The 19,055-nt window shown below is 67.7% G+C and carries 13 protein-coding genes; 1 reads left to right on the top strand and 12 read right to left on the bottom strand.

The window, feature by feature from the left end:
* The coding region (guaA, locus tag RBR29_RS02065) for a glutamine-hydrolyzing GMP synthase (protein ID WP_320346739.1) at positions 1 to 758 on the bottom strand (758 nt) is incomplete at its 3' end.
* A gap of 126 nt (positions 759 to 884) precedes the next feature.
* Here guaA and RBR29_RS02070 point away from each other — a divergent pair.
* Positions 885 to 2,162 (top strand): YbfB/YjiJ family MFS transporter, encoded by a 1,278-nt coding sequence (locus tag RBR29_RS02070; protein ID WP_320346741.1) that lies wholly within the window; start codon positions 885 to 887, stop codon positions 2,160 to 2,162.
* A gap of 67 nt (positions 2,163 to 2,229) precedes the next feature.
* Here RBR29_RS02070 and guaB read toward each other — a convergent pair whose 3' ends face one another.
* From guaB to RBR29_RS02125, 11 genes are all read right to left on the bottom strand, one after another.
* Positions 2,230 to 3,690 (bottom strand): IMP dehydrogenase, encoded by a 1,461-nt coding sequence (gene guaB / locus RBR29_RS02075; protein ID WP_320346743.1) that lies wholly within the window; start codon positions 3,688 to 3,690, stop codon positions 2,230 to 2,232.
* A 34-nt stretch (positions 3,691 to 3,724) separates the two neighbouring features.
* Positions 3,725 to 7,774 (bottom strand): phosphoribosylformylglycinamidine synthase, encoded by a 4,050-nt coding sequence (gene purL / locus RBR29_RS02080; protein ID WP_320346799.1) that lies wholly within the window; start codon positions 7,772 to 7,774, stop codon positions 3,725 to 3,727.
* Between the two features lie 46 nt (positions 7,775 to 7,820).
* Entirely contained in the window at positions 7,821 to 8,375 is a 555-nt protein-coding gene (gene greB / locus RBR29_RS02085) for a transcription elongation factor GreB (RefSeq protein ID WP_320346745.1), read from the bottom strand.
* A gap of 27 nt (positions 8,376 to 8,402) precedes the next feature.
* A complete protein-coding gene (locus RBR29_RS02090) occupies positions 8,403 to 9,239 on the bottom strand; it encodes a PHP domain-containing protein (protein WP_320346747.1) in 837 nt (278 codons plus the stop codon).
* A 52-nt stretch (positions 9,240 to 9,291) separates the two neighbouring features.
* Entirely contained in the window at positions 9,292 to 10,251 is a 960-nt protein-coding gene (locus tag RBR29_RS02095) for an alpha/beta hydrolase (protein ID WP_320346749.1), read from the bottom strand.
* 97 nt (positions 10,252 to 10,348) lie between these two features.
* On the bottom strand, positions 10,349 to 11,758 hold the full coding sequence (gene lpdA, locus RBR29_RS02100; protein ID WP_320346751.1) for a dihydrolipoyl dehydrogenase: 1,410 nt from the start codon (positions 11,756 to 11,758) through the stop codon (positions 10,349 to 10,351).
* A gap of 5 nt (positions 11,759 to 11,763) precedes the next feature.
* Positions 11,764 to 13,089, bottom strand: coding sequence for a dihydrolipoamide acetyltransferase family protein (locus RBR29_RS02105; protein WP_320346753.1), 1,326 nt, complete (start codon positions 13,087 to 13,089; stop codon positions 11,764 to 11,766).
* Positions 13,089 to 14,126 carry an alpha-ketoacid dehydrogenase subunit beta gene (locus tag RBR29_RS02110; RefSeq protein ID WP_320346755.1) on the bottom strand — a complete coding sequence of 346 codons (1,038 nt, stop codon included), beginning with the start codon at positions 14,124 to 14,126 and terminating at the stop codon, positions 13,089 to 13,091. Before RBR29_RS02110 ends, RBR29_RS02105 begins: the two co-directional genes overlap by 1 nt.
* A 2-nt stretch (positions 14,127 to 14,128) precedes the next feature.
* On the bottom strand, positions 14,129 to 15,361 hold the full coding sequence (locus RBR29_RS02115; RefSeq protein WP_320346757.1) for a 3-methyl-2-oxobutanoate dehydrogenase (2-methylpropanoyl-transferring) subunit alpha: 1,233 nt from the start codon (positions 15,359 to 15,361) through the stop codon (positions 14,129 to 14,131).
* Positions 15,362 to 15,544: 183 nt separating this feature from the next.
* Positions 15,545 to 18,103, bottom strand: a complete 2,559-nt coding sequence (locus RBR29_RS02120) for a ComEC/Rec2 family competence protein (protein ID WP_320346759.1) — start codon at positions 18,101 to 18,103, stop codon at positions 15,545 to 15,547.
* 90 nt (positions 18,104 to 18,193) lie between these two features.
* Positions 18,194 to 19,033, bottom strand: a complete 840-nt coding sequence (locus RBR29_RS02125; protein ID WP_320346761.1) for a TatD family hydrolase — start codon at positions 19,031 to 19,033, stop codon at positions 18,194 to 18,196.
* Positions 19,034 to 19,055: the final 22 nt, after the last annotated feature.

Consider the following 19,055-nt stretch of genomic DNA (forward strand, 5'->3'; position numbering starts at 1 on the left):
TGATCACCGATGGCCTTGTGGATCAGGGCGGCGGCCACGGAAGAATCGACGCCGCCGGACAGGCCCAGGATGACCTCGTCGGACCCAACCTGTTCGCGGATGCGAGCGACGGCCTCGGCCACATAGTCGGGCATGTTCCAATCGCGCGCACAACCGCAGATCTCGGTGACGAAGCGTTCCAGAATGGCCTGGCCCTGGACGGTGTGGGTGACTTCGGGGTGGAATTGGACGGCGTAGAAGCCGCGTTCCTCGTCGGCCATGCCGGCGATCTCGCAGGACGGCGTGGAAGCCATGCGCTTGAAACCAGGCGGCAAGGCCGTGACGCGGTCGCCGTGGCTCATCCAGACCTTGAGCATGCCATGGCCTTCGGGGGTCTCGAAATCCTGCAGGCCGGCCAGCAGGCGGGTATGACCATGGGCGCGGACTTCGGCATAGCCGAATTCACGATGATCGGAAAATTCCACCTGACCACCCAGTTGCAGGGCCATGGACTGCATGCCATAGCAGATGCCCAGCACCGGCACCCCGGCCTGGAAAACGGCGGCAGGGACTTTCAGGGATGCTTCGGTGTAGGCCGAGGCATGGCTACCCGACAGGATGATGCCCTTCAGGCCCTGCGCCTGTTGTTCGCGGATGAAATCGTCGGTCATGTCGCCCGGATGGATTTCGCAATAGACGCCGGTGTCGCGCACGCGGCGGGCAATGAGCTGGGTGACCTGTGAACCGTAGTCCAGGATGAGAATGCGCTGATGGTGCATGATGGATGGGCGATCGGGAGGGCTGTTCAAGGCGTTAATGTAACCCAGGCATGCCTCGGGTGTCCCGGCGCGGCAGGGCAATTACGTTACAGTAGAAGAGTAGAAGCTTCAAGGAGACGACTCGACATGGCCCCCCACCCTTTTCGTATTCCCCTGCCCCTGGCTGGCCTGCTGGCCCTGGCAGTCGCCATGGGAATCGGTCGCTTTGCGTTCACTCCCGTCCTGCCGATGATGCAGGCCGACCTGGGCCTGAGCCTGGCGCAAGGCAGCTGGTTGGCCAGCGCCAATTACCTGGGCTATCTGCTGGGCGCGCTGCTGGTGACGCACTTGAACTGGTCACCCGCAACCCTGCTGCGGCTCGGCCTGTGGATGGTGGTGCTGGTGACTGCGGCCATGGGGCTGGACAGCCATTGGCTGGGCTGGCTGGCGTGGCGTTTGCTGGCCGGGGTGGCCAGCGCCTGGGTGCTGATCGGGACGTCGGCCCTGTGCATCGCGCGCTTGAACGCCACGGGACAGGCAGAACGCAGCGGTCTGGTGTTCGCAGGCGTGGGCTGTGGCATTGCGTTTGCCGGGCTGGCCTGCATGGGTCTGACCCTGGCGGGGACCACGGCATCGCACGCCTGGCTCTGGCTGGCCGCTGCGGCCCTGGGCGGACTGCTGGGGGCATCGATGCTGTGGCGGACCCCAGAAACCCCGCAAGATGCCGGCGCAATCGCACCGCCCGCCGCAGCTCCAGATACGGCAGGCACTACGTCCCCACCCTCGCCCGCCCGGGCAGCCATGGCACAGGATCCGGCCTACAGCGTCTCGGCCGATGCCGCCCCGCCCCTGCACTGGGGCCTGATCCTGTGCTATGGGGTCTATGGCTTCGGCTATATCCTGCCGGCCACGTTCCTGCCGGCCCAGGCGCGGCTGCTGGTGCCGGACCCCTGGCTGTTCAGCCTGGCCTGGCCGGTCTTCGGCCTGGCAGGCGCAGTATCCACAGTGGTGGCCAGCCGCCTGGCGCGCCGCTACACCCGACCGCAGATCTGGGCCGGCGCCCAGGTGGTGATGGCGGTGGGCGTGCTGGCACCCGCCGTATGGCATGCGCTGCCGGCGATCCTGCTGGCCGCCTGCTGTGTGGGCAGCACATTCATGGTGATCACGATGGTCGGCCTGCAGGAAGCCCAGGTCGCCGTTGGCCAGGCCGGCGCCAAGCGCCAGATGGCGGCGATGACGGCTTCGTTTGCCCTGGGCCAGCTGATCGGCCCGATTTTCTTCAGCCTGACGCACACGGGGTTCGGCGCATCGCTGGAATTCGCCCTGGTGCTGGGCGCGCTGGGCTTGCTGGCAGGCGCCGTCCCGATCCTGCGGCTGCAGGCCACGGGTCAGGCCCCGGCCAGCCGATCAAAGGCGCAGCATTAGACGGCGCCCGCCGGCGCGGCAGGCGCGCCAGCGGTGCCGGGGGCCGATACAGCGCCCGGCATGCCGATCAGTCCGCCCGGTAGTTGGGGGCTTCCTTGGTGATCTGCACGTCGTGGACGTGCGATTCACGCACCCCGGCAGCGGTGATTTCCACGAATTCGGCCTGGGCATGCAGGTCGGCGATCGTGGCGCAGCCACAATAGCCCATGGACGCCCGGATGCCGCCCACCAGTTGGTAGATGATGGCGATGACGCTGCCCTTGTAGGGCACGCGGGCCTCGATGCCTTCGGGGACCAGTTTGTCGACGTTGTTGCTGGGATCCTGGAAATAGCGATCGGCGGAGCCGTCCGCCATGGCGCCCAGGCTGCCCATGCCGCGATAGGATTTGTATGAACGCCCCTGGAACAGCACGACTTCGCCGGGGGCTTCTTCGGTGCCGGCGAACATGCCGCCCATCATGCAGGTGGACGCGCCTGCGGCCAGGGCCTTGGCGACGTCGCCGGAATAGCGGATGCCGCCGTCGGCAATCAGGGGCACGCCGGTGCCTTCCAGGGCCTGGGCCACGTCGGCGATGGCGGTGATCTGCGGCACGCCCACCCCGGCCACGACGCGGGTGGTGCAGATGGAACCTGGGCCGATGCCGACCTTGACCGCATCGGCGCCGGCATCCACCAGCGCACGCGCAGCGGCGGCGGTGGCGATGTTGCCGCCGATGACCTGGATGTTGGGATAGTGTTTTTTGACCCAGCGGACACGCTCGATCACACCGGCGGAATGGCCATGGGCGGTATCGACCACGATCACGTCCACACCCGCAGCAGCGAGTTTTTCGACCCGTTCGTCCGTGCCATCGGACACGCCGACGGCGGCGCCGACGCGCAACTGGCCCTGGGCGTCCTTGCTGGCCAGGGGGTGTTCGGTGTTCTTGACGATGTCCTTGACCGTGGCCAGGCCGCGCAGCTGGAATTTGTCGTTGACGATCAGGACGCGTTCCAGGCGGTGGCGATGCATCAGCGCCTGGGCTTCTTCGAGCGTGGCGCCTTCGGTCAGGGTGACCAGGCGGTCCTGCGGCGTCATGACTTCGCGCAGGGAGACGTCCAGGCGGTCTTCGAAGCGCAGGTCGCGATTGGTGACGATGCCGACCAGCTTGCCGCCTTCGACCACCGGCAGGCCGGAAATGCCATGCTGGCGCTGCAGCGCGATGGCATCGCGCACCTTCATCGTGGGGGTGACGGTGACCGGGTCGATGACGATGCCGAATTCGTGGCGCTTGACACGCGCGACCTCGCGCGCCTGTTCGTCGGCGCTGAGGTTTTTATGGACGATGCCGATGCCGCCTTCCTGGGCCATGGCGATGGCCAGGCGTGATTCGGTCACGGTGTCCATGGCTGCGGACACGAGCGGGATGTTGAGCTGGATGCCCCGGGTCAGCTGCGTGACGAGGCGCGTATCGCGCGGCAGGACCTGGGAAAAGGCCGGGACCAGAAGAACGTCGTCGAAGGTCAGGGCTTTTTTGATCAGACGCATGGATGAACTCCGCACAAAGATCGATTATAGCGCCTCAGGCGAGGTGGGCCCGCGCATTGCGGAACATGCGCATCCACGGCGTGTAGCCCCCATGTGCGGTCTCGTCCCCTCCCCGGTCGGCCAGGCCCCAGCGTTCCGGGTGCCAGGACATCATGACGTTGCGGGTGACGCGTTCCGGGTGCGGCATCATGACGGTGTAGCGGCCATCGGCGGTGGTCACTGCCGTCAGGCCGGCCGGGCTGCCGTTGGGATTGGCCGGATAGGATTCGGTGCGCGCGCCCCGGTTGTCGACAAACGCCATGGCTTCCACGACCCGGGCGGCATCGCCCTGGCGGCTGAAATCGGCGAATCCTTCGCCATGCGCCACGGCGATGGGCGCGCGCGTGCCGGCCATGCCGGAAAAGAAAATCGATGGGGAATCCAGGATTTCGACCAGCGACAGGCGTGCCTCGTATTTTTCGGAGACATTGCGGGTAAAGCGTGGCCAGGCATCCGCACCCGGGATGAAATCGGCCAGCGCGGCCATCATCTGGCAGCCATTGCACACGCCCAGCGCGAAACTGTCCGGCCGGGCGAAGAAAGCGCCAAACTGATCGGCCAGCGCCGCATTGAAACGAATGGTGCGCGCCCAGCCCTCGCCCGCGCCCAGCACGTCGCCATAGCTGAACCCGCCCACGGCCACCAGGCCGTTCATGCCATCCAGGCGGATCCGCCCGGCCAGCAGGTCGGTCATATGCACGTCCACGGCCTCGAAACCCGCCACATCAAAGGCCCAGGCCATTTCGACCTGGCTGTTGCAGCCCTGTTCGCGCAGGATGGCGATGCGCGGGCGCACGCCGGTGGCGATGAAAGGCGCGGCCACATCGTCCTGGGGATCGAAATCCACACGCGGCGACAGGCCCGGATCCTCGGTATCCAGCCAGGTGTCGTATTCGGCCTGGGCGCAGCCGGGGTGGTCCCGGCGGGCCATGATGCGGCGCGTGGTCTCGCTCCAGATCTGGCCGAGTTCGGCCAGGGGGCGCTGGTAGATGATGGCGCCGTCACGGAAGACCTGCAGTTCCCCGCGCGCATTGGGCATGCCGACCACGTGGGTGCAGTGCGCCAGGCCCGCCTGGCGCAGATGGCGCAGGACTTCGTCACGATGCGCGCGCGGTACCTGCAGCAGCCAGCCGGCTTCTTCGTTGAACAGGGCGGCCAGATTGCGTTCGTGATGCTGGACGGCCACCTGTTCGGCGCGGATCTTGTAATCCCCGGCATCGGCGGTGTGCGGGTCGATGGTCAGCATGTCCAGGTTCAGGGACACGCCCAGGCGACCGGCAAACGCCATTTCGGCGGCGGCGGCCAGCAGGCCGCCATCGGAACGGTCATGGCAGGCCAGGATCCAGCCCCGGGCCGCCAGTTCACGCAGCGCCAGGAAAGCGGCTCGCAGCAAGGCCGCGTCGCGCAAGTCGGGGGTTTCCGTGCCCATGTGGCCCTGGGTGTGCGCCAGCACGGAACCGCCCAGGCGTTGGCGGCCTTCGCCCAGGTCGATGAGCAGCAGCACGGAACCGTCCGCCACATCGCGCAGCTGCGGCGTCAGGGTGGCGCGTACGTCGGCCACCGGCGCAAAGGCCGTGACCACCAGGGACACCGGGGACACGACCTGATGGTCGCCGGACGCATCGCGCCAGGCGGTGCGCATGGACAGGGAATCCTTGCCTACCGGGATCGACAGCCCCAGGTGCTGGCACCAGTCGCTGACGGCCGATACGGTGTCGTACAGGGCTGCGTCCTGGCCCGGCGCACCGCAGGCGGCCATCCAGTTGGCGGACAGTTTGATGTCTTCCAGCCGCGCAACGCCCGCAGCGGCCAGATTCGTCAGCGCCTCGGCCACGGCCATGCGGCCTGAGGCGGCGGGATTCAGGACGGCGATCGGGCTGCGCTCGCCCAGGGCCATGGCCTCGCCCGCCACGCCTTCGTAGTCGCGCAGGGTGACGGCGCAATCGGCCACCGGGACCTGCCAGGGGCCGACCATCTGGTCGCGGGCCGTCAGGCCACCCACGGTACGATCGCCAATGGTGATGAGAAAGGATTTGTTGGCCACGGTGGGATGACGCAGCACGCGCTCGATGGCCTCGGGCAGCGCGATGCCACTCAGGTCCAGAGGATCGCCGGTCACGGCGGCGCGTTCGGCATTGCGCTGCATGCGCGGCGGCTTGCCCAGGATCACGTCCACCGGTACGTCCACGGGACGCAGCCCGACCGGGTCGATTTCGCCCGCCGGACGGTCCAGGCCGGGCAGCCCCTCGTCCAGGGTGACGCGCAGGCGGCGTTCTTCGGTGGCGATGCCGACCACGGCATAAGGACAGCGTTCACGATCGGCAATCCGCGCAAAACGGTCCAGGTCCTCGGGACGGATGGCCAGCACGTAGCGTTCCTGGGATTCGTTGCTCCAGATCTCGGCGGGCGACAGGCCGGATTCTTCCAGGGGCACGCGCCGCAATTCGAATTGCGCGCCACGGCCCGCGTCGTTGACCAGTTCGGGGAACGCATTGGACAGGCCGCCCGCCCCGACGTCGTGAATTGCCAGGAGGGGATTGGATTGGCCCTGCTGCCAGCAGCGGTCGATGACCTCCTGGGCGCGGCGCTGCATTTCGGGGTTGCCGCGCTGCACGGAATCGAAATCGAGTTCGGCCTGGTTGGTGCCTGCCCCCATGCTGGAAGCCGCGCCGCCGCCCATGCCGATGCGCATGCCCGGGCCGCCCAGCTGCACCAGCAGCGCGCCCGGCGGCAGCGGGTCCTTGTGCGTCAGCTGCGCATCGATCTGGCCCAGGCCGCCAGCCAGCATGATGGGCTTGTGATAACCCCAGCGGGTGCCGTCCACCGCTTGCTCGAAACTGCGGAAATAGCCCAGCAGGTTCGGGCGGCCGAATTCATTGTTGAACGCCGCCCCGCCAATCGGGCCTTCGATCATGATGTCCAGCGGCGTGGCGATGCGCCCGGGCGCACCACCGGCATCTTCCCAGGGTTCAATGGCGTCGTCCACGCGCAGGTTCGAGACGGTGAAGCCGGTCAGCCCTGCCTTGGGCTTGGATCCGCGTCCGGTCGCGCCCTCGTCGCGGATTTCGCCGCCCGCGCCGGTTGCCGCGCCCGGGAAAGGCGCAATGGCCGTCGGGTGGTTGTGCGTTTCGACCTTCATCAGCGTGTGGGCCACGAGATCGTGGCGTCGATACACGGTGTCGCCGGCATCGCCTGCATGAAAGACCCGCGCCGGCCCACCGGCCATGATGGCGGCATTGTCCGAATAGGCGACGACCGTGCCTTCGGGCTGGGCGGCGTGGGTGGCACGGATCATGTCGAACAGTGTGTGCGCCTGGGCCTGGCCGTCCACCGTCCAGTGGGCGTTGAAGATCTTGTGGCGGCAGTGTTCGCTGTTGGCCTGGGCGAACATCATCAGTTCGACATCGGTGGGGTCGCGCCCCAGGTCGCCATAGGCACGCAGCAGATAGTCGATCTCATCGTCCGACAACGCGAGCCCCAGGTCCGCGTTGCAGGCTTCCAGGGCGGCACGTCCCTGGGCCAGCACGGGCACGGTCTGGACAGGCTGACCGGCCAGCGGGGCAAACAGCGCCCGGCCATCGAAATCATCGTCCACCACGGTTTCTGTCATGCGATCGTGCACACAGGCGGCCACGGCGGCCAGCTGGTCCGCGTCCAGTGCGCGGCTGCCCAGCAGACCGCGCTCCGGCACGACGGTATAGCGCACCCCGCGTTCGATGCGGTGCACCTGCGGCAGGCCGCAATGGCGGGCGATATCGGTTGCCTTGCTGGCCCAGGGGGAAATCGTCCCCAGGCGCGGAATCACCAGGAAACGTGCCGCGTGCCGTTCAGTGACCGGGGCGGGTATCGCGCGGCCATCGTCCAGCAGCGCCTGCAGGCGGGCCTGCCCTGCTTCATCGAGCGCGCCGTCGAGCCCGATGAAATGGCACGCCTGCGCATGGATGTCGCTCACGGGCAGGTTCCGGGCGGCCAGGCGGCGCAGCAGGCGTTCCCGGCGAAAATCGGACAGAACGGATGAACCGGGGATGATCAGGACGGTAGTCACGGCGAGACGGCTCGAAGGCATGGGAAACCGTCTATTTTAGCCGCCTTCAGGGGTCCGGATAGCGAACGTCCAGGATGTCGAGTTCTTCGATCCCGGCGGGCGTGCGCAAGGTCACGGTATCGCCTTCGTGCGCCTTGATGAGTGCGCGGGCCACAGGCGAAATCCAGCTGATCCTGCCGGCCAGGGGTTCGGCCTCGTCCACGCCGACGATGGTGACGGTGAATTCCTCGCCCCGGCTGTCGCAATAGCGCACGGTCGCGCCAAAGAACACCTGGTCGCGGTTGGGCTGCTGCGCAGGGTCCACGACCTCGGCCGATTCCAGCCGCCGCGTCAGGTAGCGGATGCGCCGGTCGATTTCCCGCAACCGCTTCTTGCCGTACAGATAATCGCCGTTTTCCGACCGGTCGCCGTTGGATGCCGCCCAGGACACGACGGACACGACCTCGGGCCGTTCGACGTTCATCAGACGCATCAGTTCATCGTTCAACGCCCGGTAGCCGGTGGCCGTCATGTAGTTCTTGGCGCCGGCTGGCAGGGCGTGGGATTCGGGCAGGTCATCGTCCTCTTCGTGGTCCGATTCCTTGACGAAAGCCTTGTTCATGGCATGCTCCAATAGGGCCAGTTCACATTAGATCCAGTCCCGCCAGACCGGGACCAGGCCATCGGGCAGCGGTGGCACCCGGCCCAGTTCGGCGCGAGGAGTCCCTGGCGCGTGAAAATCCGAACCGCGCGAGGCCTCGAAACCATAGGCCTGCGCCACACGGGCGTAATGATCGCACTGGGCTGGCGTATGGCCGCTGGAGACGACCTCCAGGCCGCTGCCGCCCAGGGCCTTGAATGCATCGAACAGTGCATCGAACTGCAGCGGTGTGTAGCGATAGCGCCCAGGGTGGGCAATCACGGCCTTGCCGCTGGCGGCACGGATCCAGGCCACGGCCGATTCCAGGCTGGGCCAGCGCGTCGGGACGAAGGCCCGCTTGCCCTCGCCCAGGTAACGGTCGAACGCCTGCTGCAAGGACTTGCAATGCCCTTGTTCCAGCAGGTGGCGGGCGAAATGCACGCGGCTGATCAGATCCGGATTGTCCACATGCCGCAGGGCGCCTTCGTAGGCGCCGTCGATGCCGCAATCCCGCAGCCGTTCGGCGATTTCGCCGGCCCGTTCGAAGCGGCTGCGGCGGATGCCGGCCAGGCCGGCGTTCAGGTCAGGCTGGTCCGGATCGATGTGCAGGCCCAGCACATGGATCGTGCGTTCGCAGAACGTGACGGAAATTTCCACCCCCGGGATGAAGCCCAGACCCAGTGCGCGCGCCGCCGCAGCCGCTTCCGCCAGACCGGACGTTTCGTCATGGTCGCTCAGCGACCACCAGTCCACGCCCTGCGCATGTGCGCGGGCAGCCACCTGGGCAGGCGGCAGGACGCCGTCGGAACAGGATGAATGGCTGTGCAGGTCGATATTCAGGGACATGGCTTCGATGCGCCAGAGGCGCAGTCGGGGACGGCCTCGGGTCGCGGCAGGATCAGGGGGCGAGCAGGAAATCGCGCACGGCGGCGATCTGCGCGTCCGTGCGCAAGGTGGGCGCATGCCCCACGCCATCGAATTCCACCAGACGCGCGCGCGGATTGCGTTCCGTCATGCGCCGCGCGGCATCCTGCGTCAGGATGTCGGACTGCGCGCCGCGCAGGATCAGGGATGGCACGGGCAGATGATCCCAGGCCTGCCACAGCAGGGCCTCGGCGGCGGTCGTGGCCTCGGGCGTCTGCAGGGCAAAAGGCTGGGCCAGGCGCAAGTCATAGTGCTTGATCCACTGTCCGTTCTGCTCGACGAACACATGTTCGGTCAAGGCGCGCCAGCCGGCTGGATCATGCGGCCCGAAACCGGCGGATACGGTCCGCACATAGTCCACCGCCTGCTCGAACCGATCAAAGCGCAGTGCCTGGCCGACGTATGCGCCGATCCGCGCCAGGCCGCTCGCATCCAGTGCCGGTCCGATGTCATTGAACACCATGCGGCCCAGCGGTACGTCAGCCACCGCGCCCAGCCCCCCCGGCCCCCGCGCAGGACGCAAGGCGGGCGACATCGTCGCCATGCCCGCCAGCCCCAGGCCGATCAACCCGCCCATGGACGTGCCAACCCAGTCCAGGCGTGCTGGCCGCAAGCGGGCCAGCAGCGTCAGCATGTCGGCCACATATTGGGGAATCACGTAACCGTTGGGATCGATCAGCCAGTCCGAACGCCCGCGCCCGACGACATCCGGGCAGACCACCCGGTATTCCCGGTCGAGCGCGCACGCCAGCGGGTCGAAGTCCCGCCCGGTGCGGGTCAGCCCGTGCACACAGAGCAGGACCCGATCATTGTCCGGATCGCCCCATTCCCAATACGCCATGCGATGCAGGCCTGCCGGGCTGGCGCAGGTGACAAAATCCAGGCGGGGTTCGCCAGCCGGGCGGGTACGGGCGACGGGAGAAACGGAAGACATGACGGCACCTCGTGTCGGACGGACCCTGGTATTTAACCATGCCATGACGCGGCAAGCCCCCAAGGCTGCCGCGCCCGATGGCCCGGGCCTGCCCGGTTCAGACGTGCAGCGCCTGCCCCAGCGCCCGCAGGGCGGCTTCCTGGATCGCCTCGCCCTGGGTCGGATGCGCGTGGATCGTGTGGCCGACGTCCTCCAGCCGCGCGCCCATTTCGATGGACTGGCCAAAGGCGGCGGCGAATTCGGACACCCCCCGCCCCACGGCCTGCCAGCCCAGGATCAGGTGATTGTCGCGCCGTGCCACGACCCGCACGAAGCCGTCGGTGGATTCCAGCGTCAGCGCCCGGCCATTGGCCGCCAGCGGAAAAGACGCGTCGATGGCGTCGATGCCCGCCTGGGCCGCCTGCTGCGGCGACAGTCCTGCCGTGACGACTTCCGGATCGGTGAAACACACGGCCGGAATCGCCGCCGGCACGAAGCGCCGCGTCCGGCCGGCGATCTGCTCGGCCACGCATTCGCCCTGGGCCATGGCGCGATGCGCCAGCATGGGCTCGCCCGTCAGGTCGCCGATCGCCCAGACGCCGGTCATGGACGTACGGCAGCGATCGTCCACCCGGACGGCCAGGCCGTCCATGTCGAGCATCAGGGAACTGAGCCCGAACCCCCGGCTGCGGGGCTTGCGGCCGACGGCCACCAGCACCTGCTGGGCGGGCAGCACGTCCTCGGTCCGGCCCGACTGGACCCGCAGGCCCTTGCCGTCGTCAGTCAGGCCCAGGACCTGGGTCTGCACGTGCAGGCCCACGCCCAGGGCTTTCAGCGCAGTGTGCACCGGCTTGACCAGATCGGCATCATAGGCCGGCAGGATGCGGTCCTGGGCCTCGATCACATCGACCTTCACGCCCAGTTTGCGATAGACCGTCCCCAGTTCCAGGCCGATGTAGCCGGCACCGACGATGGCCAGGGATTTGGGCAGCTTTTTGGGTGCCAGGGCCTCGGTCGAGGAAATCACCGGGCCGCCGAAAGGCATGAAAGGCAGCGCGGCCGGTTCCGACCCAGTGGCCAGCAGCAGGTGTTCGCAGCGGATGCGCTGGGGCGCGCCGGCCTTGCCTTTGGCGACCGGATCGACATCCACGGTCTTGCCATCGACGATCCGCGCCCAGCCCTGGACGACCGTGACCTTGTGCTTTTTCAGCAGCGCGCCGACGCCTGCGGTCAGTTTCTTGACGATGCCGTCCTTCCAGGCAATGCTGCGCGCCAGATCGAGTTCGGGCGGCTGGACGCGGATGCCCAGCGCTGCATCAGCGGCATGGCCCTGCAGCGCGTGAAACTGTTCGGCCACGTGGATCAGCGCCTTGGAAGGAATGCAGCCGATGTTCAGGCAGGTGCCGCCCAGGGCGGCGCCTTCGACCAGCACGGTGGGGATGCCCAGCTGGCCGGCACGGATGGCCGCCACGTAGCCGCCAGGGCCGCCGCCGATGATGAGCAAGGTGGTATTGAGGGGATTGGCCATGCTGCTTACTCCACGAACAGGAGCGCCGGGCACTCCAGATAGCGCCGGATGCACTGGATGAACTCGGCGGCATGCATGCCGTCGACCACACGATGATCGAAGGACGAGGACAGGTTCATGAGCTTGCGCGCCACGACCCGGCCTTCCTGGAACACGGGGCGTTCGACCACGCGGTTGACGCCGACGATGGCGACTTCCGGATGATTGATGACCGGGGTGGACACGATGCCTCCGAGCGCCCCCAGGCTGGTCAGGGTGATGGTCGAGCCGGTCAGTTCGTCACGTGCCGCCTTGCCCTGGCGGGCGGCCTCGGCCAGGCGCGCGACCTCGGCCGCGCAGGACCAGAGATCCAGGGTTTCGGCGTGATGCAGCACCGGCACCATCAGGCCCGACGGGGTCTGCGCCGCCACGCCCAGATGCACGGCCCCGTACTGGGTCACCACGCCGGCCTCATCGTCGTAGCGGGCATTGATCTGCGGAAATTCGCGCAAGGCCAGCACCATGGCACGCGCCAGGAAAGGCAGCAGGGTCAGCTTGCCGCGTGCCGCGCTGTGCACGGCATTCAGGCGCGCCCGCAGCGATTCCAGTTCGGTCACGTCGATTTCCTCGACATAGGTGAAATGCGGGATGCGACGTTTGGATTCCTGCATTTTCTGCGCGATCTTGCGCCGCAGGCCGATGACGGGGACTTCGGTTTCCTGGTGCTGGGCCGCGTAGAGCGACCCGGTGGTGCGATTGGACGTTGCATTGCGGTCACGCGCCAGCCAGGCATCCAGGTCGCCGTGCGTGATCCGCCCCGCAGGGCCGGTACCAGGGACATATTGCAGGGTGATGCCCAGGTCCCAGGCCCGGCGGCGCACAGCCGGCGAGGCCAGCGGACGCTGGCCTTCGGGGCGGGCCGGCGCATGCGAGGCGGCGTGCGGCATCGCCCCGCCAGACGCGGCGGCCGGCGCCGGAGCGGGTTCGATGGCTGCCGCAGCGACGGGCTGGGGCGCGGCGGGCGCGGGCGCTGGTTCGACGGGTGCCGCAGCGGCGGGCGCAGGTGCCGCCGCGCGCGATGTCGATCCCACCGTGGCTTCGTTGCCCTCGCCTTGGACTTCCAGGCGGATGAGTTCCGAACCCACCGCCATGACGTCGCCGACCTTGCCGCCCAGCGACATGACGCGCCCATGCACCGGGGACGGCACCTGAACGGTGGCCTTGTCGGTCATGACGTCGGCCAGGATCTGGTCCTCGACCACGGCATCGCCCGCCTGGACATGCCATTCGACCAGTTCGACTTCTGCGATGCCTTCGCCGATGTCCGGCATCTTGATGATGTGGATACCCATTATGCCTCCCGGAACACGCGCTTGAACGCCTCCGCGACCCGCTTGGGGCCGGGAAAGTAAGCCCATTCATGCGAATGGGGATACGGCGTGTCCCACCCCGTGATGCGTTCCACGGGGGCCTCCAGATGATAGAAACAGTGTTCCTGGACCAGGGCGCACAGTTCGGCGCCGAAACCGCTGGTGCGGGTGGCCTCGTGCAGCACCACGCAGCGGCCGGTCTTGCGCACCGAATTCAGGATGGCATCCAGGTCCAGCGGCCAGAGGCTGCGCAGATCGAGGATATCGGCCTCGATGCCGGCCTCGCGGGCCGCGACCTCGGCCACGTACACCATGGTGCCGTAGGTCAGCACGGTCAGTTCCCGGCCTTCGCGGTACAGCGCGGCCGAATCCAGCGGCACGGTGTAGTAGCCTTCGGGCACATTGCCCAGCGGGTGCTTGGACCAGGGGACGACCGGCTGGTCGTGGTGACCGTCGAACGGACCGTTGTACAGGCGCTTGGGTTCCAGGAAGATGACCGGATCATCATTTTCGATGGAACTGATCAGCAGGCCCTTGGCGTCATAGGGGTTGGACGGCATGACGGTGCGCAGGCCGGCCACGTGCGTGAACAGGGCTTCGGGGCTCTGGCTGTGGGTCTGGCCGCCGAAGATCCCGCCGCCGCAGGGCATGCGGATGGTCAGCGGCGCGGTGTAGCCGCCCGCCGAGCGGTAGCGCAGGCGCGCGGCTTCGGAAAAGATCTGATCGGCGGCCGGATAGAAATAATCGGCAAACTGGATTTCGACCACCGGCCTCAGGCCATAGGCCCCCATGCCGATGGCCGCCGCCACGATGCCGCTTTCGGAAATCGGCGCATCGAACACGCGCGCGGCGCCATATTTGGCCTGCAGGCCTTCCGTGCAGCGGAATACGCCGCCAAAATAGCCCACGTCTTCGCCAAACACGACGACGTTGTCGTCCCGTTCCAGCATGACGTCCATGGCCGAACGCAGGGCCTGGATCATCGTCATGGGACGGGTCTTGGTTTTTTCCTGTGCCATGCTCACACCCCCAGTTCCTGGCGCTGCCGGCGCAAGTGGACCGGCATGTCCTTGTATACGTCTTCGAACATGGTCGCTACGCTGCTGGTGCGCCCCGTGGCCAACGTGCCGTGGGATTCGGCCTTTTTCTGGGCGGCGACGATTTCGGCCTCGCAGGATTTCTGCAATTCCTGGTGTTCTTTTTCAGACCAGATCCCACGCTTGATCATGTGGTCCTTCAAGCGCACGATCGGATCGCCCAACGGGAAGCGCGACCAGTCATCGGCCGGCCGGTACTTGGACGGATCATCGGATGTGGAATGCGGCCCGGCCCGGTAGCTGATCCATTCGATCAGGGTGGCGCCATGGTTGTTGCGCGCCCGTTCGGCGGCCCAGCGGGACACGGCGTAGACGGCCAGGAAATCATTGCCGTCCACCCGCAGCGAGGCCACGTTCGAACCGATGCCGCGCGCCGCCAGCGTGATGCCCTCGCCCCCCGCAACGGACTGGAAGGTGGAAATCGCCCACTGGTTGTTGATCACGTTGAGGATCACCGGTGCCCGATACACGTGCGCGAACAGCAGCGCCGTCTGGTAGTCCGATTCGGCCGTGGCGCCATCGCCGATCCAGCCGCAGGCGATGCGGGTATCGCCCTTGATGGCCGATGCCATGGCCCAGCCCACCGCCTGGGGCATCTGTGTACCCAGATTGCCCGACAGGGTGAAAAAGCCTTTTTCCGGCACCGAATACAGCACCGGCAGCTGGCGGCCCTTGAGCGGGTCCTGATCGTTGGAAAAGATCTGGCACATCATGTCGAACAGGGGGTAGTCCTGCGCGATGAGCAGACCCTGCTGGCGATAGGACGGAAAATGCATGTCGCCATCGCGCAGTGCCAGCGACTGGCCGATGGCAATGGCTTCTTCCCCCAGGCACTGCATGTAGAAAGACGTCTTTTTCTGCCGCTGGGCGATGACCATGCGCGCATCGAAGATCCGCGTCGTCACCATGGCGCGCAGGCCACGGCGCAGCAATTCGTCGTCGGGCGGGTCTTCGGCCCATGGGCCCTGGGCATCGCCCTGGTCATCGAGCACGCGGATCAGCCCCATGGCCAGGTCGCGGGTGTCGTAGGGCGCAATGTCGATGGGGGGTTTGCGCGCCGCCCCGGCGGGCTGCAGGCGCAGATAGGAAAAGTCGGTCGCCTGACCGGGACGCCCCGAGGGTTCGGGCACGTAGAACTTCAGCGGTGTCTGTGTCATGGTCGCAAAAATCTTTTGGATTTTTCACAAGCCCATTGGACCCCCCGAATGCCGGGTGCTGTCGCAAGGACCACAGTCGTCTTGTGGACGGCTGCCGGATCATCGCCGATCCCGCGCATGGGCGCAAGACCGCGAAAACCATTAGAGATGCCCTGGACAAGCCGGGTAAAAAGCAGCGCATCCCTACGGGCGCCGTCCGTGCCAATAACGACGGGACGACTCCAGAACACTGTACAACGACAGCCCGTCCGCACGCGACTGGGCATTTACCCCGCCTTGCCAATCCGTGCGCCACACAGTGGCGCCCGCCCGACGCCAGCGTTCCAGCACGGTGGGGTCTGGGTGGCCGTGACGGTTCCAGGCGCCCGCCTGGACAATCACGTGGCGAGCGGCCACCGCATTGACGAAGGCCGCCGACGACGAAGTCCGCGACCCGTGGTGCGCAGCCACGACCACGTCCACCGGCGTCAGACCGCGTTCCACCAGGGCCGATTCGGCCCGGCGCTCGATGTCGCCGGTCAGCAGCAGGCTGTGGTGCGCCCCCCGCACCCGCAGCACGCAACTGCTGGCGTTGGCTTGAACGCCCTTGCGGCGCGCGCGCACGTCCAGCGGCCAGAGGAATTCGAACTCGACCCCATCCAGGCGCCAACGGTCGCCAAACAGGCACGGAACCGCCGCCTGGGGCAATGGCGTGTCCCCGGCATCCAGTTTGCGGGTCTCGGCACGCAGCCAGGATTCCAGATCGAAGGATGCGAAGGCCTGCGCCACCGGGACCGCTACCAGCACACTGCGCGCTCCGCCGGCATGATCCAGATCGGCATGGGACACGATCAGCGCATCCAGGCGGCGCACGCCCAATGCTTTCAGGGCAGGCACCACCGTGCGAGCGCCCTCGTCCGCGTCCCGCGCATGGCGCGCGCCCGCATCGAACAACAGGGTGTGGCGCGCCGTGCGGATCAGCAAGGCACTGCCCTGCCCGACGTCCAGCGCGTGCAGATCCCACTCGCCTGCACCAGGGCGATCCGATGACCACAGCAGCATCGGAGCCAGGGCAAGCCAGCCCCAGACGCGATGACGGCAGATGACATCGAACCCATGCCGCGCCACGCCATGCCCATGCCGCGCCAGACCGCCGGAGTCGGTGGACCCGGCGGTCTGGCGCGGCCACAACGCCACCGCCACGCCGGCCATGGCCAGCCCATACAGCCAGGCGGGCCCGGCAGGCACGGGCCAGGCCGGCAAGGCCGCCAGCCATTCTGTCGGCCACATCATCAGGTTCAGGGTTCCGTGCGCCAGCCAGGCCAGGCCCGAGGCGACGGAATGCAGCCCGGGAACCAGCGCCACGGCGGCCAGCAGCAGCGACAGGGGCGTGACCAGCAGTTCGATGACTGGAATGGCATAGGCATTGGCCAGTGGAGAAACCAGCGAGACTTCGTGGAACATCCAGGCCAGCGGCGGCGCCAGCGCCCAGGTCACCGCCCATTGCAGCTGCGCGGCAATCTTCAGTCCTCGCAACCAGCGGTCGCGCCGCCGTTCGGGCCGGGACGCAGCCTGCGGCGCGCGCGTCTCCGCCTTTGCCCCGACCGCCAGCAGCACCGCCACCGCCAGGAACGACAGCCAGAATCCACCGGCCAGCACTGACCAGGGATCGGTCGCAACGACCGCCACGGCCGCCAGCGCCAGCACCCGCGGTGCACTCAGGCGCAATTGCAGGGCCTGGGCCCCCGCCACCACGGCCAGCATCATGAAGGTACGCCGTGCAGGCACCCCCCACCCAGCCAGCAGGCAATACACCCAGGCGACCAGCAAGGCGGCCAGGGCGCCCGCCCGCCGCGCAGGCCAGCGTTCCGCCAGGCAGCGGCCACGCCAGCGCAGGCGGCGCCACAGGGCCGAGACGGCCAGCGCGCCGGCCCCGGACAGCATGGTGATGTGCGACCCGCTGATGGACACCAAGTGCGTGATGCCGGTGCGGTTGAAGACGGTCCAATCGGCATCGTCCACGCCATCCTGGTCGCCGATGGCCAGTGCCCGCAACACCGGCCCATAACGCAGATCCGCCAGATACGGCGCCATGGCCTCGCGCACCGCATGGCGCGCGCGCCCCGCAATGACGGCCAGGCTGGCCCAGTCTTCGTTGCGCAGCCATGCCGGCGTGCCGCGCACCGTTCCCTGAGCGCGGATCCCGGCGGCAAAGGCGTGCGCCTCGTAATCAAAGGCATGGAAATTCTGCGCCGCCCGCACGGGTCGCAGCACCAGGGCCATGCGCCAGACCTGTCCCGGGCGCACCTCGGGAAACGGGGGATCGGGTGGCTGCGCAGGCGCATAGGGGCCACGCCAACCCCCGCCCGGCCAGCGCACCCGGATGCGCTCGGGCACACCGCCAGGATGCGCATCCAGCACCACGGCCTCGAAAGCCAGGCGGTCCGTCTGCAGCCGGGGCAGGCTGTCCACACGCAGCGTGACGCGCGCCACCTGATCCACATTGCCATCGGCCAGCACCTGATTCAGCCGCGCCTGGGCGCACCAGACGGTAAAACCACAGCCGATCCAGGCAGCCCACAGACAGAGCACGGCACCACGCAACCAGGGAACAGCGTGCACCGGCGCACGCCAGACTGCCCACCCCACCAGCCCCAGCACCCCGGACACCACCCCCAGTACGCCGCTGCCCGGCAGATCGGCCAGACCATGGGCGCCGAGCACGCCGCCCAGCCCCGCCACCACCATTGCGCGCCCGCGCATGCCGCCCCCCCAGAAAACGAATGCTGCGGAAGCTTAAGGGGCGCACAGGCTGACGGAACGCCGCGCGCGCGTTCCGGTCCAGGCGGGAAACTACGCTGTGTCCATCCCGCCCAGGGCGCGCGCCAATCGCGGCAGCACCCGGCAGGCATTGGCCGCGCACTGCGCAACCAGCAGCGCCGGGGCCTGGCCGCGCAATTCGGCCAGGACATGGGCGATCCGGGCCGTTTCCGCCGGTTCATTGCGGGCTGGACAGGGCTGGCCATCGACACCGCGCCCCAGCCAGGCGGGCGGGATGTCGGGCGCATCGGTTTCCAGCACCAGGGCCTCTGCGGGCAGATCCGTCGCCAGGCGGCGGATCTGCCGGGCACGCTCGAAAGTCATGGCGCCGCCCATGCCCAGCGCGAACCCTTGGGCGATGAACTGTTCTGCCTGCTGGAAACTGCCATTGAAGGCATGGGCAATACCGCCAATGGGCGGACGGCGGCGCAGGTGCTTGAGCAGCATGTCCTGGGAACGGCGCACGTGCAGCAGCACCGGCAGGCCGTGGCGCTGCGCCAGATCCAGCTGGCGCGCATAGAATCGTTCCTGGCGGGCGCGGCCGGCCGGCGTGCTGATGGCGGGCACGAAAAAATCCAGCCCGATCTCGCCAACCGCCACCAGCCGGGGATCGTCCCTGGACGCCGCCAGCGCAGCGTCCAGCGCATCCAGGTCTTCATCACCCGATGCGGCGACATACAAAGGATGGATGCCCAGGGCATAGCAGGCACCCGGTGTCGCATGCGCCAGGTCCCGAACGGCCGTGAAATTGGCACGCATCACCGCCGGTATCACGATGCCGCGCACGCCCGCCCGGCGCGCCCGTTCGATCACGGCCAGCCGGTCGGCATCGAATTCGGGGGCGTCCAGATGACAGTGGGTGTCGATCAGCATGGGGCCTCCGTATGAATGTCAC

The sequence above is a fragment of the Castellaniella sp. genome (assembly GCF_034007085.1).
Classification (GTDB): Bacteria; Pseudomonadota; Gammaproteobacteria; order Burkholderiales; family Burkholderiaceae_B; genus Castellaniella.

Excerpts from the sequence above, each read along its gene's own strand:
- RBR29_RS02125 (WP_320346761.1), bottom strand. The coding sequence starts at position 19,033 with ATGCTGATCGACACCCACTGTCATCTGGACGCCCCCGAATTCGATGCC.
- RBR29_RS02090 (WP_320346747.1), bottom strand. The coding sequence starts at position 9,239 with ATGTCCCTGAATATCGACCTGCACAGCCATTCATCCTGTTCCGACGGC.
- RBR29_RS02115 (WP_320346757.1), bottom strand. The coding sequence starts at position 15,361 with ATGACACAGACACCGCTGAAGTTCTACGTGCCCGAACCCTCGGGGCGT.
- guaB (WP_320346743.1), bottom strand. The coding sequence starts at position 3,690 with ATGCGTCTGATCAAAAAAGCCCTGACCTTCGACGACGTTCTTCTGGTC.
- RBR29_RS02110 (WP_320346755.1), bottom strand. The coding sequence starts at position 14,126 with ATGGCACAGGAAAAAACCAAGACCCGTCCCATGACGATGATCCAGGCC.
- greB (WP_320346745.1), bottom strand. The coding sequence starts at position 8,375 with ATGAACAAGGCTTTCGTCAAGGAATCGGACCACGAAGAGGACGATGAC.
- RBR29_RS02120 (WP_320346759.1), bottom strand. The coding sequence starts at position 18,103 with ATGCGCGGGCGCGCAATGGTGGTGGCGGGGCTGGGCGGCGTGCTCGGC.
- RBR29_RS02105 (WP_320346753.1), bottom strand. The coding sequence starts at position 13,089 with ATGGGTATCCACATCATCAAGATGCCGGACATCGGCGAAGGCATCGCA.
- lpdA (WP_320346751.1), bottom strand. The coding sequence starts at position 11,758 with ATGGCCAATCCCCTCAATACCACCTTGCTCATCATCGGCGGCGGCCCT.
- RBR29_RS02095 (WP_320346749.1), bottom strand. The coding sequence starts at position 10,251 with ATGTCTTCCGTTTCTCCCGTCGCCCGTACCCGCCCGGCTGGCGAACCC.
- RBR29_RS02070 (WP_320346741.1), top strand. The coding sequence starts at position 885 with ATGGCCCCCCACCCTTTTCGTATTCCCCTGCCCCTGGCTGGCCTGCTG.